Here is a 14056-nt window from a genome sequence, read left to right on the forward strand (position 1 = left end):
GCTTGTCTGTTCAGGCGGGCGTCGAACAGAAAAAACGGGGCGGTAAACCCCCGGCGATATAGCTGTAGCAGTCGGCTCCCTCTCTGGACTGGAGGTTTGCTGACAAGGCATCTTACCCATTGAACAGGGCTTAGTGTCTTAAAGACGGCAAATGTCCATACAGAGGGTTCGGTTATGCGCGGCATCTGTGTCTTTGCATGGGCGCCAAGCCATGTGATCCTTCGCGCTCTTTCTACGCTGCTGGCCGATTCTTGTGACGTCTTCTGAACGCTGCACCGCAACCCCTGACATCATCCGTATTGCTGCTGCTCTGCTGATCGGTCCCGATGGCCGAACCCTGCTGGTGCGCAAGCGCGGCACCCTGGCGTTTATGCAGCCGGGTGGCAAGATCGAACCCCACGAGCAGCCGATCACTGCCCTGGCCCGTGAACTGGAAGAAGAGCTGGCATTAAAGATTGATCCGGCCAATGCCACCTACCTGGGCCACTTTTCGGCACCGGCGGTCAATGAGCCGGGATTTGAAGTGCAGGCCGAGCTGTTTCTGCTGCATATCCAGCAGTCAGTGGCGCCCGCCGCCGAGATTGAAGAAGTGCAGTGGATCGATCCGCAGGGTGATGGCGGGCTGATATTGGCTCCCTTGACCCGAGACCTGATCCTGCCGTTTTATCGCGACACCATGCTGACCTCAGCCTGATTCCTTTTCTGACAAGGACTGACCATGATTCCTGCTCAAGACCTGCTGATATTCGCTGCGGCGTGTTTGCTGATGGTTTTGACGCCGGGGCCAAACATGATTTACCTGATTTCGCGCTCGATCTGTCAGGGGCGAAAAGCGGGGGTGACGTCATTGGTCGGTGTGGTCGCAGGTTTTTTGGTGCACATGTTTGCCGCCGCAGCCGGGCTGACAGCGGTATTTTTAGCAGTACCAATGGCTTATGAGGTATTGAAGTGGGCGGGGGCCCTGTATCTGCTGTGGATGGCGTGGCAGGCGCTCAAGCCGGGTGCCCGCTCGCCTTTTGAAGCGCAGGAGCTGGCGCCGGACTCATCGCCAAAACTGGTGCTGATGGGGTTTATGACCAGTGTCCTGAACCCCAAGGTCGCGGTGTTTTACCTGTCGGTGTTCCCGCAATTCATCAGCCCCGAGCATGGTTCGATGTTTACCCAGAGCCTGCTGTTGGGCCTGACCCAGATCAGCGTCAGTTTCACCGTGAACCTGTTGATTGCGCTGTTTGCTTCAGGCATTGCCTTCTGGTTTGTGCGTAATCCGCTGTGGCTGGCTGTCCAGCGTTATGTCATGGGCTTTGTACTGGCCGGTCTGGCGGTAAAATTGATGCTGGAACAACGTAAAACCCTATGATTGGGACCCGATATGGCTATAGAACTGCTTGATCCCTCACACGCCAGTGCGTATCGCCAGTTACTGCTGGAGGCCTACGCGCTGCACCCCGAGGCTTTTGTTTCCAGCCTGTCAAACCGTGAAAAGTTGCCACTGAGTTGGTGGCAAGCACAGCTGGATGATGAATTGAGCGCGCTGTTCGGCGCCTTTGTCGATGACCGGCTGGTGGGGGTAGTGGGTCTGGCTTTCGAGCCGTGGGAAGACGCCCGGCATCAGGCCACGCTGTTTGGCTTGTACGTATCCGGGGGCTTTCGCGGGCAGGGGCTGGGCGAGCACCTGGTGCAGGCAGTGTTGTCCATGGCAGAGCAGGAGCCCGAAATAAAAGTGCTGCAACTGAGCGTGAGCGCCAACAGTCCAGCGGCGCTGGCCTTGTATCGCCGCTGCGGGTTTGAACAGTCGGGGCTTGAAGATTGCGCGATCCGGGTGGGGGAGGAGTATTACGACCGGGTGCATATGCGCCGGCTGGTATAAGCGACCCGCCCCTGCAGGAGCGAGCTTGCTCCCGCAGGTTGTACAGGTTCAGCGAACGGCACTCACCCCGTCCAGGGTCGAGAAGGATGTGTCTTTGGCCGTCAGCAAAAAGTCGCGCATATAAGGGGCGTCGAGCATATCGGCACGTACCGCCGCGTAGAGCGTGGCAAACAACCCTTTCTCACCGAGGCGCTTGGCTTTCACGTAGCCGCGCGAGCTGTATTCATGCAAGGCCCAGTGCGGCATCCCGCATACACCACGGCCACTGGCTACGAGCTGCATCATCATGACGGTCAGCTCGGAGGTGCGCACTTGTGCCGGTTCAACGTCTGCCGGCTCTAAAAAGCGGGTGAAAATATCGAGCCGGTCGCGCTCCACCGGGTAGGTAATCAGAGTCTCGGTGCTCAAATCTTCCGGCACGATAAACGGCTTGCTGGCCAGAGCATGCTGATTGGCAACGGCCAACATGGCTTCGTAGGTAAACAGCGGCACATACGTCAGCCCTGCAATCTCTTGCGGGTCAGAAGTAACCACCAGATCCAGATCGCCCCGGGCCAGTGCAGGCAAGGGGGCGAAGGCAAAGCCCGAAGCCAGGTCCAGTTCGACCTCGGGCCAGGCGTCGCGGAACTGATCGATGGTGGGCATCAGCCACTGGAAGCAACTGTGGCACTCAATCGCCATGTGCAAACGTCCGGCCGTACCGCCGACCAAACGGGCGATATCGCGCTCGGCGCCGCGCAGCAGCGGGAGCATGGCATCGGCCAGTTGCAGCAGGCGCAACCCGCCGCTGGTGAAACGGACCGGTTTGGTTTTGCGCACAAACAGCGGCATGCCCATGCGTTCTTCCAGCTCTTTGAACTGGTGGGATAAAGCAGATTGTGTCAGGTGCAGCCGTTCAGCCGCTTCGACCAGGCTGTCGGACTCGCGTAATGCGTGCAGGGTTTTGAGGTGACGAATTTCCAGCACGGTGACTCCATGAGTAAATTTGATGATCAACACGAAAACGTTGAGTTTGTCTCATGTTGCAGTGCGTGTCGATAATTGTGCCATTACTTACACGAAGGAATGTCGTTATGGCCCTGGCACACAATCTTGGTTTCCCGCGTATCGGTGCGGATCGTGAACTGAAAAAAGCACTCGAAGCGTACTGGAAGGGCGATATTGACCAGGCTGCCCTGCAAGCTGTGGGGCGTGAACTGCGCGCCAGCCACTGGCAACTGCAAAAAGACGCCGGGATCGACTTACTGCCGGTGGGTGACTTTGCCTGGTACGACCAGGTGCTGAGCCACTCGCTGACCTTCGGTGCCATTCCCGAGCGGTTCGCCAGTACCCTGGACGCCCAGGGCCGTCCAACCCTGAATACCCTGTTCGGCATGGCCCGTGGTGCGAGCCAGAGTTGCTGCGGCGAACACGGCAACGGCCAGTACGCTCAAGAACTGACCAAATGGTTTGATACCAACTATCACTACCTGGTGCCGGAGTTCAGTCAGGATCAGCGTTTTGAACTGAGCTGGAATCAGCTGTTTGAAGAAACTGCCGAGGCCCTGGCCCTGGGCCACAAGGTCAAGCCGGTGATCATAGGACCGCTGACTTTCCTGTGGCTGGGCAAGACCAAGGGCAATGAGTTCAACAAACTCGATCTGCTGGAAAACCTGTTGCCGGTATACGCCGCTATTCTTTCCCGTCTGGCTGAACAAGGTGTGGAATGGGTGCAGATTGACGAACCGATTCTGTCGCTTGACCTGCCCCAGGAGTGGAAAAACGCCTTTGAGCGTGCTTACCACATCCTTCAGTACTCACCTCTGAAGAAGCTGGTAGCCACTTACTTCAGCGGTCTGGAAGACAATCTGGGGCTGGCTGTCAGCCTGCCGGTGGAAGGTTTGCACGTTGACCTGGTGCGTGCCCCTGACCAGTTGCATGCCATTCTGGATCGCCTGCCGACCTATAAAGTGTTGTCGCTGGGTCTGGTGAACGGTCGCAACGTCTGGCGCTGTGATCTGGAAAACGCCCTGGCCCAATTGCAGGAAGCCGAAGAACGCTTTGGTGACAATCTGTGGGTTGCCGGCTCTTGCTCGCTGTTGCATAGCCCGGTTGATCTGGACCGCGAAACCCGGCTGGATGCCGAGCTTAAAAGCTGGCTGGCCTTTGCCCGGCAAAAGTGCGACGAAATTGCCGTACTGCGCGATGCGCTGAATATCCCCCAGGATGCCAAAGTGCAGCAGGCGCTGGCCCAAAGCCGTGCGGTGCAGGCCAGCCGCGCCAACTCGCCACGGATTCACAAGCCTGCGGTGCAAGCACGTACCGCAGCGATTACCGCTGCGGACAGCCAGCGTCAGTCGCCGTTTGCCACCCGTATCCAGTTGCAGCGCGCGCGCCTGAATCTGCCAGCATTTCCTACGACCACTATTGGATCGTTTCCGCAGACAGCATCGATTCGGCTGGCGCGGCAGTCTTACAAACAGGGCAAATTGTCGGTCAGTGAGTACACCGACGCCATGCACAGCGAAATTCGCAACGCCGTACAAACCCAGGAGCGTTTGGGGCTGGACGTGCTGGTCCACGGCGAAGCCGAACGTAACGATATGGTCGAGTACTTTGCCGAACAGCTGGATGGCTACGTGTTTACGCAATATGGCTGGGTGCAGAGCTACGGTTCGCGCTGTGTGAAGCCGGCGATCATTTTCGGCGACCTGAGCCGTCTTCAAGCCATGACCGTGGACTGGATCAAATACGCTCAGGGCCTGACCGACAAGGTAATGAAGGGCATGTTGACCGGCCCGGTGACCATGCTGATGTGGTCATTCCCCCGCGAAGATGTTTCGCGCAAAGTGCAGGCGCAACAACTGGCGCTGGCGATTCGTGACGAGGTGATCGATCTGGAAAAAGCCGGGATCAAGATTGTGCAGATTGACGAAGCGGCTTTGCGCGAAGGCCTGCCGTTGCGTCGGGCGCAGTGGCAGGAATACCTGGACTGGGCAGTGGAGGCTTTTCGCCTGTGTGCTTCGGGAGTCGGGGACGAAACACAGATTCATACCCACATGTGCTACAGCGAGTTCAACGATGTGATCAAGTCGATTGCCGAGATGGACGCTGACGTCATCACCATCGAAACCTCGCGTTCGGATATGGAACTGCTGGATGCGTTTGAAGCATTCGATTACCCGAACGACATTGGCCCGGGGGTGTATGACATCCACTCGCCACGGGTTCCGGACACGGCCGAGATGGTCAAGTTGCTGAGCAAGGCGGCCCAACGTATTCCGGCTGAGCGGTTGTGGGTAAACCCCGACTGCGGCCTCAAAACCCGCGCCTGGGCCGAGACCGAAGCGGCACTGATCAACATGGTGGCGGCGGCGCGGCAGTTGCGGGCGCAGGTTGCCTGAACCCGGCGCAGCACCTGTAGGAGCGAGCTTGCTCGCGAGCATTGGAGCTTGAAAGCTCGCGAGCATTTGATGTTGAAACTGGGGGTTGGCTTTATCTGATGATTTTGTCGACGTGTATATCGAGCTTTTTCAGGCGGTACCAGAAGCTGCGTTCTGATATGCCAATCAACTGCGCTGCAGCAGCCTGGACTCCGTGGGCTTGTTGCAGCGCCGCCAGGATGTAGGCTTTTTCCACTTCAGCCAGCGCCGCTTCCAGATCGGGCGGTACGCTCGGGCCCGGGCTCGGCAGGGCGCTGGTCTGGCTCGGCTGGGCACTGAACAGGTACGGCGGCAGGTCACTGTCCTGGATCGTGCTGCTGGTGGCCACAATGGTGGCGCGCTCGACGCAGTTCTGCAGTTCGCGAATGTTGCCGGGCCAGCTGTATTCGGCCATTGCCCGCAAGGCACTGGGGCTGAAACCGCTGATCCGTTTGCCAGCAGTAGCCCCCAGATTGTGGGCGAAGTGCCGCGCCAGCGCAGCGATGTCTTCAACCCGCTCGCGCAAGGCAGGCAGGGGAATCGGGAATACATTCAGGCGGTAGTACAGATCCTCGCGAAACTCTTTGTTGGCCACGGCTTCCAGCAGGTTTTTATTGGTGGCTGCAATGACCCGGACATCGACCTTGCGCTCGCGGGGATCTCCAACGGGCTCAATGACCCGCTCTTGCAGCGCGCGCAAAATCTTGGCCTGCAGAGCCAGGGGCATATCGCCCACTTCATCGAGAAACAAAGTGCCTTTGTCCGCTTGCATGAAGCGCCCGACACGATCAGCGACGGCACCGGTAAAGGCGCCTTTGCGATGACCGAACATCTCGCTTTCCAGCAGCCCTTCAGGAATCGCCGCACAGTTGACCGCGACAAAGGGTTTGTCGGCCCGGCTACCGTGGTTGTGGATGGCACGGGCGACCATCTCTTTGCCGGTACCGCTTTCACCGGTCAGCAGGATGGTGGCGTTGCTGTCACGCACCGAGTCGATGGCCTGCAACACCCGGCGAAAACTCGGGCTGTCACCTATCAGGCTCTCGATATGCCAGTGCTCGTCGAGTTCGGCGCGCATGCGTGCGTTATCGCGCAGGATGTCGCGAAACTGCAGGGCTTTGCTGACGGTGATGTCCAGTTCGTCGATATCGAAGGGTTTGGCAATGTAGTCGTAGGCGCCATCGCGCATCGACTGTACGGCGTTTTTCACCGTGCTGTAGGCCGTCATCACAATGACTGGCAGATGCGGATAACGCACCTTGACCTCGGCCAGTAACTGCGAGCCGTCCATGCCGGGCATGCGCCAGTCGCTGATGATCAGGTCGATGTCTTCCTGTTCCAGAATGGCCAGTGCGTGCAGGCCGTTGCCTGCGGTAAATACCTGCACCTCGTTCTGGCTCAGCGCGGAACTGAGCAGGTCGCAAAGTTTCGGCTCGTCGTCGACCACCAGGATGTTGTGACTCATGACTCATCCCCTCCGTGGGCCGGAATATACAGGTTGAAGGTGGTTCCGGCGTTTTTCTCGCTGATGCATTCAATCCGGCCGTCGTGGTTTTCCATAATGGAGAACACTTTGGGCAGACCCAGGCCCGTACCCGATGCCTTGGTGGTTACAAAAGGCGTGAAAATTCGCTCGATCATGTCAGGTTCAATACCTTGGCCGTTATCAATAATGCTGATCACGGTGTCATTGTTGGTGTCACGGGCAATGCGCAATGTCAGGTGCCCTCCGTCAGGCATTGCGTCTATGGCATTGATGATCAGGTTCAGGCAAGCCTGTTTCAGTTGCCGGGTGTCTGCATAAATGGTTGCCCCGGGGGCTTTGTCGTCTATTTCGGTTCTGATGTTGTGGCTGTCCAGCTCGGGCTTGCAGAAGCCCAGAATATCTTCGACCAGAAGTCGTGCCGGCTGGACTGAACGCACCGGTGCACTGGGTTTGGCAAAGTCCAGAAAGTCGGTAATGAGCTCGTTGATTCGAGATACCTCGCTGACCACGTACTCCAGATGGCGCTTGTCGGTTTCGTCCAGATTGGCCCGCCGGTGCAGCAGTTGGGTGGCGGTTTTGATAATGCCCAGCGGATTGCGGATTTCGTGGGCCAGGCCCATGGCGACCTCGCCCAGGGCATGCAGGCGATCACGCCGGCGCAACTGGGCCTCTAGATGATGCAACTGGGCCAGGCGTACGGTCATGTGGTTGAAGGTGCTGCTCAACTCAGCCAGTTCGTCCCGGCCAGACACCGCGACCAGTTGCGTGTAATCCCCGGCAATCACTGCCCGTACACCTTCAGACAGACCGCGCAGTGGCCGGGTCAGGCGCTCGGAAACCAGCCAGCCAACGCTTAGCGAAAGTATCGAGCCGACCAGGAAAATCAGTGCAAACAGGTTGCTCTGATTGACCAGGCCGACAAGGCTGGTATGGCGTAGCAAACCACTGTAAATCACGCCTTGCAGTTCACCGGTACCGTTGAGGATTGGCCAGTACAGTCCGCTGTAGCGAGTGGTGAATTGCTCGCTGGGCTGTTTGGTCTCGCGCAGTATTTGCTCGATGGCAGTCGGCACCTGAAGCTCACGGTCATCAAAGTGCTGACTGGAGAAAATTTCGGAATAGCCATTACCACTGGCCAGGTACAGGCGCAGGTCCAGGGAGTGGACGTCAGCGACGCTGGTCAAAAAGCTGTTGTCCATGTAAGTGGCAACCAGTAATTGATACGCCTCGCCATCCTGGGTGGTAGGAAAGGTCGAAACCACTGTGCCGGTGGGCACGCCGCCCACGTCGATGGTTTGCAGCACGGCATTGGGCGCCATGCTGATCTGGTCAACGATGGCTTCACTGGCCGTGCTGAATACCACTTTGTGGTCACTGCTGCGAATCAGCGCCACCACGTTAATGTCCATTGCACTGGCAATGTCGGCGGTCAACTTGTCGTGGCGCAGGGCTGTATGGGAGGTAGGCGGGTGGGTATAGCGCAGGAACAATTGCGCCGCGCGGGCATTGTCTTGAACGATTTCGCCGATTTCGTCTTTGACGATTTCGGTCGATTCCTGCAGCCAGACGCGCACGTTGTTGTCGAAAATATGCGACAGCGTGGTGGCGGCCAGTTCGGCGGCGATCATGGTGGGGATGACGCTGACCAGCCAGAAGGCCAGTACCAGTTTGCGCTGAACCGTCCAGCGCGAGACCTTGAACGCTGGAGCATTGCGCTTTGATTCAGAGGTGATTGGCATTAATGCTCGCTTATCGCTGCCGCAAGGGCGGGGTCATGACGGTCTGGGCGGACGAATAGTTTGACTAACTTGAGCATGTTATTGACCAACCCGTTGCGATGGCGGAAGAACAGCGTATTGCTCTGGAAGGTGCAGCCCAGGCGAACTTTGCTGGCGTATCCGGCCTGGCCACATTCGTATAGCGCAATTCTGTTACGGATGCAGTAGTCGACGTTCTCCATCCAGCTTCTGAAATACAAGCTGTACTCCCGTGTCAGTTCAAGGTCGTGACCGAAAAATTTGTCCACCAGCCGATGTTCGTCGATCAGTAGCAGATTGAACGCTACCAGTTGGTCATCGAGCCAATACAGCACGCAGAGCGCCCGGTCTCCCAGTTGCTGGAGGATACCCGTGAAATAAGCGGGCGGTAAGCGTTCGAATTGCAGGTCGCTGCGGGCCAGGCTGGCTTCGTACAAACGCATGATGTCGGGCAGGACATCGTCAATGCTGCTGCGCCATTCCACCCTGGGTCCGGGTGAGCGCAATTTGCGGCGCATGTCTTTGCGGGTGGATTTACCCAGGGAGCCGAGGTAGCAGTCAACCGAGCCAAAAGGTACGGGCAGCACGGCCCTGGGCAGGCTGGGCATGGACTGATAGCCCGCCGCCTTGCAGCTATGGGACCAGTCATCGTCATGGCTGGGGACGTCCTTGACCGCTATCAGGCCGATATCCAGCTGGCGGGCGTCGTGCTGCGCCAGAAGCAGCAGGCGTGCCAGCAGGGCCGGGCGCTGGTCAGGCGGAATATGGCTGGCGGTGCCCGCGTTGCATTGTTCGGTTACCGGGGAGCCGATGGCGTATAGAGGTAACTGCACCAGCCCCGGCAAAATATGGTTCAGCTTTTCGGTAAATCGTTTACCGATCCCCTGAACCGTGGTGTCGAGGCGATAAGAGGTGGTGAATGCGGTGGCGGCGGCAATCAGGGTCGAGCCTCTGTACAGCGTCAGGTAACGCCACTCGAAGCCCTCAATGCCGGCGTTTTCCACTGCCACGATGTAGTCCCAATCCTCCAGAGAATCTGGGAAGCAGTCATTCCAGGCCTCGCGTTCGATGGCCTGGATTGATGAAAAGGCTTGGGCTGTAATCATGGATCTTCCTTGGTCAGGCTTGCTGCAGGTACTCGACAGTGCCCTGGGCAACGGTGCTGTGGTGCTTGATGAAAGCGTCACTCAGTTCAATCACGCGGCGGTATTGCAGGTCGACGGTGATCATGTGGTAACAGTTATCGAGCAGCACTTTGGTCACCGGGCCGCCCAGATGGCGCTCTACGTAATCGGCGTTCCAGCGGCTGGTGATGTCGTCTTCGATGGAGTGCAGTACCAGTGCCGGGGTGGTGATCGACGGCATGCGCTTTTTCACCACGGCGTTCATCCGGTGCAGCTCGCGCACGGTGATGCCTTCCATTGTCAGTAACCCGGCATTGCTGCTTTCACCGGCTTTCATCTGTCGTTCAACGATCGCTCGCAGGCGCTCGTTCTTGATCCCGTAGGGCGGTTTCTCCTCGAAACTGCACAGGTGCACGCCGAACGGAATGGCCATCAGCAAGGGTGTCAGGAACGCCAGTTTATGAATGCTCCAGCCGTCGTAGCGCAAGGTGGTGGAGTACATCAACAGGCCCGCCACTTGCCCCGGGTGTTCGGAGGCCAGGTACATCGACATCACTGCACCCATCGACAGACCGCCGACGAAAACCCGGGCATGGCGCTGGCGGACATCGACGAAGGTTTTACGCACCCCTTCGTACCAGTCTTGCCAGCCGGTGGCCTGCAGGTCGCTGTTGTCACCGCAGTGGCCGGCCAGGGTGGGTACGTACACTGTGCATGTACCGTCCTTGGCCAGCCCCTGGGCCACCCGCCGCAACTCCGTCGGGGTGCCGGTGAGGCCGTGGATCAACAGGATCCCGACCTCACCCGTGCCGAGAACGAAACCGGCGTCGCCTTCGCCCAGGTCGATCTCTGACCGCTTCACCGCTTCATGGCCCGATGCAACAGGCGATCGAGCAGGGCGATGCCAAGGTCGATTTCGGCGTAGCTGATTTCCAGCGATGGAGCCAGGGTGATGACGTTTTTGTAGTAGCCGCCGACGTCCAGAATCAGACCCAGACGCTTGCCGTCGATTTCGATATCGCCCTTCATGCCTTCTTCAACCATGTAGTCCAGGGTTGCCTTGTCCGGGGTAAAGCCGTCCGGACCGCAGATTTCGCAGCGCAGGGCCAGGCCCAGGCCGTCGACATCGCCGATGATCGGGTAGCGTTTTTGCAGGTCCTGCAGGCCTGCCAGAAAGTATTTGCCTTTCTCCATGACCTTCGCGCCGTAGTCGATTTCGCTGGTCATTTTGAACATTTCCAGACCCACCGCAGTGCCTAGCGGGTTGGAGGCGAAGGTGGAGTGGGTCGAGCCTGGCGGGAAGATTTTCGGGTTGATCAGCTCTTCACGGGCCCAGATGCCGCCCAGCGGGTTGAGGCCGTTGGTCAGCGCCTTGCCGAACACGATCACGTCGGGTTTGACGTCGAAGTGCTCGATCGACCATAGCTTGCCGGTGCGCCAGAAGCCCATCTGGATTTCATCAACCACCATCAAAATGCCGTGTTGATCCAGAACCTGCTTGAGTTCGCTGTAGAAGTTCATGGGGGGAATCACATAGCCGCCGGTGCCCTGGATCGGCTCGACGTAAAACGCGGCATATTCGCTCTGGCCGACTTTAGGGTCCCATACACCGTTGTATTCAGTTTCAAACAAACGGGCGAATTGCTGTACGCAGTGGCTGCCATATTCTTCTTTGGTCATGCCTTTTGGGCCGCGGAAGTGATACGGAAACGGGATGAAATTGGCGCGCTCACCGAAGTGGCCATAGCGACGGCGGTAGCGGTAGCTGGAGGTGATCGACGAAGCACCTAGCGTACGACCGTGGTAGCCGCCTTCGAAGGCAAACATCAGGCTTTTGCCGTTGGTGGCGTTACGGACCACTTTCAACGAGTCTTCGATGGACTGTGAACCGCCAACGTTGAAGTGTACGCGTCCGTCAAGACCGAACTTGTTTTTGGCGTCGACCGCGATGCGCTCCGACAACTCGATCTTGCCTTTGTGCAGGTATTGGCTGGCAATCTGCGGCAGGGTATCGATCTGTTGTTTCAGGGCGTTGTTCAAGCGCGGATTGGAGTAACCGAAGTTAACCGCCGAGTACCACATTTGCAGATCGAGATAAGCCTGGTCACTGGTGTCCCATACATAAGAGCCTTCGCAGCGGCTGAAAATGCGCGGTGGTTCGATGTAGTGGACAGTGTCGCCGTACGAGCAGTACTTGGCTTCTTTTTCCAGAAGAATCTGGTCTTCAGGTGAGGCGATCCGGATATCAGACATGATTGAAAAGCTCCTGTTGTTCACGAGAATAGTGGGGGGCGTTGGCGGCGTTGCTTGGCAATTTGGCCAGCAGGGCCGCAAGTTCAGCGAATGTGTCGAAGCGTGCGTAGGGGATGCCGTTGCGCTCGCAGTGTTCAGCCAGACTGTCTTTGGCGAATACGAAGTCGGCGCTTGCGGCCACACACATGTCGGAGCGCCCGTCGCCAATCACCAGCACGCGTTTGCCGCCAGGCGTGGATTTGCATTTGCAGTTGCCTGAAGCCGCATGGCAGGCGTCGCTGGCATGGGGGAAGTCGATGCGCCAACTGTTGTGGTCGACCTGGCGCAGGCGGTTGGCGAGGATCGGCAACAGGCTCACATAGTTGCGGGCCAGGATGCGCGCGATGCCCTGTTCGATGCCGTCACTGACCACTTCGATAGAAGCACCGAGGCCGATGACGTGATCAACGAAATCCGGAAAGTCCGGGTCAATCTCAACGGTATCGAAATAGGCCAGCAGTTCGGCTGGGGAGGCTTTAACCAGCGACAGCTGGCGGCTGAGGCATTCACGCGAACCAATCTCACCTTGCACCCATTGTTCTTCGATCGCTTCCCAGCTGGGGTCGGCGAAACGTTGAAGAATGTTGTCGATGACGTCGGTGCGGGTGATGGTTCCGTCGAAATCACACACGATATGCCATTGCATCATCTGCATTGTCCTGTTGTGGAGACGCGCACTTTGCGCATGTACAGGACAGAGCACGGACTGTGCCAAGTTGCCAAAGCCCCGTGGGCCGGGGCTTTGGCCGTTGCCCGCGGTGAGAATCCCCGAGCAGGCTACAATTTTTGTAGCTTGCTACAAACAACATCAGTGCTTGCGTCGAATTCTCAAAAAAGCGACTTATGCGCGCATGAATTCATATGGAACCTCTGTCATGAAAACCTGCGCTCCTGTTTTTTTGCTGCTCTCATTGTTGGGTGTCGGGGTCGTGGCGCGTGCTGCCGACGGCCCCAGTGGCGAAGTGGGGGTCGGGATTGGCTATCAGCCTTACGACCCCAGTGGCAGCCGCTATCAGACAGTACCGCTGCCGTATTTCGATGTGGACTGGGGCGATGTCAGTCTGGATACCGACAATGGCCTGACCTGGAGCAGCTTCAAAGCTGATGGCTGGAGCGCCGGGCCATTTATCAATTACTTGTCGGGGCGTAACGCCAACGGTTCGCTGCGCGGGCTGCGGGATGTTTCGGACATGGCGCAGCTGGGCGGCTTCGTGCAATACAGTCCGGCCGAGTTCTGGCGCGTGTATGCGCAACTGGGCCAGGCGGTGGGCGGTGCCGGCGGGCAGGGAGGGTTATTGGGGCAAGTGGGCGGTGAGCTGGGTTATCCGCTGGGCCTGGGAATTATCGGCAGCAGCCAGTTGGCGGTGAACTTTGCCGATGCCCGGCAAATGTCGACTTTCTTTGGTGTCAGCGCCAGTGAAGCCCGGGCTTCGGGTTTTTCTGCGTACAAGGCCGGCGGTGGTTTCCAGAACGTGACATTGACCCAGAACTTCGAGTTTGCGCTGACACAACATTGGTCACTGGTGGCCAGTGCCAGCTGGGTTCGTCTGGTGGGTACAGCGGCAGACAGCAGCATCGTCAAGGATGTGGGCGACGTGAATCAGGGCACAGTGCAGACCGCGATCAGCTATAAATTCTAGAGTGCGGGCTGACTCTGCGGGAGCTGGATAGCCGGCTCCCGCAGTTGCTCATCAGTCGATCTGTCAGTGCTCCGGCTCGCCGTCAGCCAGCAAGGCAATCCCGCCAATGATCACCGCCACGCCCGCCCAGTGCAGCGCGCTGATGTGCTCACCCAGGCCCAGCCACGACCCCAGCAGCACCCCCACGAATACCAGCGAACTTAGCGGAAACGCCAACGACAGACTGCTGCGGCGCAATATCAGCATCCACACGAAAAATGCGCCGATATAGCAGGCAATGGCTGCCCATACCCCGGGGTTGAGCAGCATGTCGTGCAGCCATTGCAGGGTGAAATCCGTATTGCCCAACTGGTCGCCGCCGACTTTGGTCGCTATTTGCCCTGCGCTTTCCAGGATGATCAGCAATGCCCACAGTACAACCGTACCCAGCCGCCCATGCAGCCATCCACTTTGTGGCAGATTCATCGGTTCAGAGTTTTGCATGATTAA

Annotated in this window: 13 protein-coding genes; 5 read left to right on the forward strand and 8 right to left on the reverse strand. The window is 58.2% G+C overall.

All coding sequences use genetic code 11. From position 1 onward, the window contains the following. Nucleotides 1-253 precede the first annotated feature (253 nt). From EQV90_RS13350 to EQV90_RS13360, 3 genes are read left to right on the forward strand one after another with little or no spacing between them, the layout of a single operon-like run. Entirely contained in the window at nt 254-694 is a 441-nt protein-coding gene (locus EQV90_RS13350; RefSeq protein WP_010655650.1) for an NUDIX domain-containing protein, read from the forward strand. 24 nt (nt 695-718) lie between these two features. After that, the gene (locus EQV90_RS13355; protein WP_003443253.1) at nt 719-1357 is read left to right on the forward strand and encodes a LysE family translocator; all 639 of its coding nucleotides are present in this window, start codon (nt 719-721) and stop codon (nt 1355-1357) included. A 12-nt stretch (nt 1358-1369) separates the two neighbouring features. Further along, on the forward strand, nt 1370-1867 hold the full coding sequence (locus EQV90_RS13360) for a GNAT family N-acetyltransferase (RefSeq protein WP_010655651.1): 498 nt from the start codon (nt 1370-1372) through the stop codon (nt 1865-1867). Between the two features lie 48 nt (nt 1868-1915). On the opposite strand, the gene metR is transcribed toward EQV90_RS13360, so the two are convergent. Next, nucleotides 1916-2833 (reverse strand): transcriptional regulator MetR, encoded by a 918-nt coding sequence (metR, locus tag EQV90_RS13365; RefSeq protein ID WP_003443249.1) that lies wholly within the window; start codon nt 2831-2833, stop codon nt 1916-1918. A 107-nt stretch (nt 2834-2940) separates the two neighbouring features. Between metR and metE the strand changes: the two genes are divergently transcribed. Further along, nucleotides 2941-5250 (forward strand): 5-methyltetrahydropteroyltriglutamate--homocysteine S-methyltransferase, encoded by a 2310-nt coding sequence (gene metE, locus EQV90_RS13370; RefSeq protein WP_127196117.1) that lies wholly within the window; start codon nt 2941-2943, stop codon nt 5248-5250. 91 nt (nt 5251-5341) lie between these two features. Here metE and EQV90_RS13375 read toward each other — a convergent pair whose 3' ends face one another. Genes EQV90_RS13375 through EQV90_RS13400 form a run of 6 tightly spaced genes read right to left on the reverse strand, consistent with a single transcriptional unit; the run spans nt 5342 to nt 12576 of the window. After that, on the reverse strand, nt 5342-6733 hold the full coding sequence (locus tag EQV90_RS13375) for a sigma-54 dependent transcriptional regulator (RefSeq protein ID WP_003443244.1): 1392 nt from the start codon (nt 6731-6733) through the stop codon (nt 5342-5344). Next, nucleotides 6730-8493 carry a HAMP domain-containing sensor histidine kinase gene (locus EQV90_RS13380; protein WP_003443243.1) on the reverse strand — a complete coding sequence of 588 codons (1764 nt, stop codon included), beginning with the start codon at nt 8491-8493 and terminating at the stop codon, nt 6730-6732. Before EQV90_RS13380 ends, EQV90_RS13375 begins: the two co-directional genes overlap by 4 nt. Then, nucleotides 8493-9617 (reverse strand): GNAT family N-acetyltransferase, encoded by a 1125-nt coding sequence (locus EQV90_RS13385; RefSeq protein ID WP_240878213.1) that lies wholly within the window; start codon nt 9615-9617, stop codon nt 8493-8495. Before EQV90_RS13385 ends, EQV90_RS13380 begins: the two co-directional genes overlap by 1 nt. A gap of 13 nt (nt 9618-9630) precedes the next feature. Beyond that, on the reverse strand, nt 9631-10497 hold the full coding sequence (locus EQV90_RS13390; RefSeq protein ID WP_010655653.1) for an alpha/beta fold hydrolase: 867 nt from the start codon (nt 10495-10497) through the stop codon (nt 9631-9633). Beyond that, nucleotides 10494-11888 (reverse strand): aminotransferase class III-fold pyridoxal phosphate-dependent enzyme, encoded by a 1395-nt coding sequence (locus EQV90_RS13395; protein ID WP_240878214.1) that lies wholly within the window; start codon nt 11886-11888, stop codon nt 10494-10496. Before EQV90_RS13395 ends, EQV90_RS13390 begins: the two co-directional genes overlap by 4 nt. After that, on the reverse strand, nt 11881-12576 hold the full coding sequence (locus tag EQV90_RS13400) for an MtnX-like HAD-IB family phosphatase (RefSeq protein WP_240878215.1): 696 nt from the start codon (nt 12574-12576) through the stop codon (nt 11881-11883). Before EQV90_RS13400 ends, EQV90_RS13395 begins: the two co-directional genes overlap by 8 nt. A 226-nt stretch (nt 12577-12802) precedes the next feature. Here EQV90_RS13400 and EQV90_RS13405 point away from each other — a divergent pair, with 226 nt between their 5' ends. Then, the gene (locus EQV90_RS13405; RefSeq protein WP_161718241.1) at nt 12803-13567 is read left to right on the forward strand and encodes a MipA/OmpV family protein; all 765 of its coding nucleotides are present in this window, start codon (nt 12803-12805) and stop codon (nt 13565-13567) included. A gap of 63 nt (nt 13568-13630) precedes the next feature. On the opposite strand, the gene EQV90_RS13410 is transcribed toward EQV90_RS13405, so the two are convergent. Next, on the reverse strand, nt 13631-14050 hold the full coding sequence (locus EQV90_RS13410; RefSeq protein WP_010655655.1) for an EamA family transporter: 420 nt from the start codon (nt 14048-14050) through the stop codon (nt 13631-13633). Between the last annotated feature and the right edge of the window lie 6 nt (nt 14051-14056).

The sequence above is a fragment of the Pseudomonas sp. TMW22089 genome, from assembly GCF_022496645.1.
GTDB lineage: Bacteria > Pseudomonadota > Gammaproteobacteria > Pseudomonadales > Pseudomonadaceae > Aquipseudomonas > Aquipseudomonas paraversuta.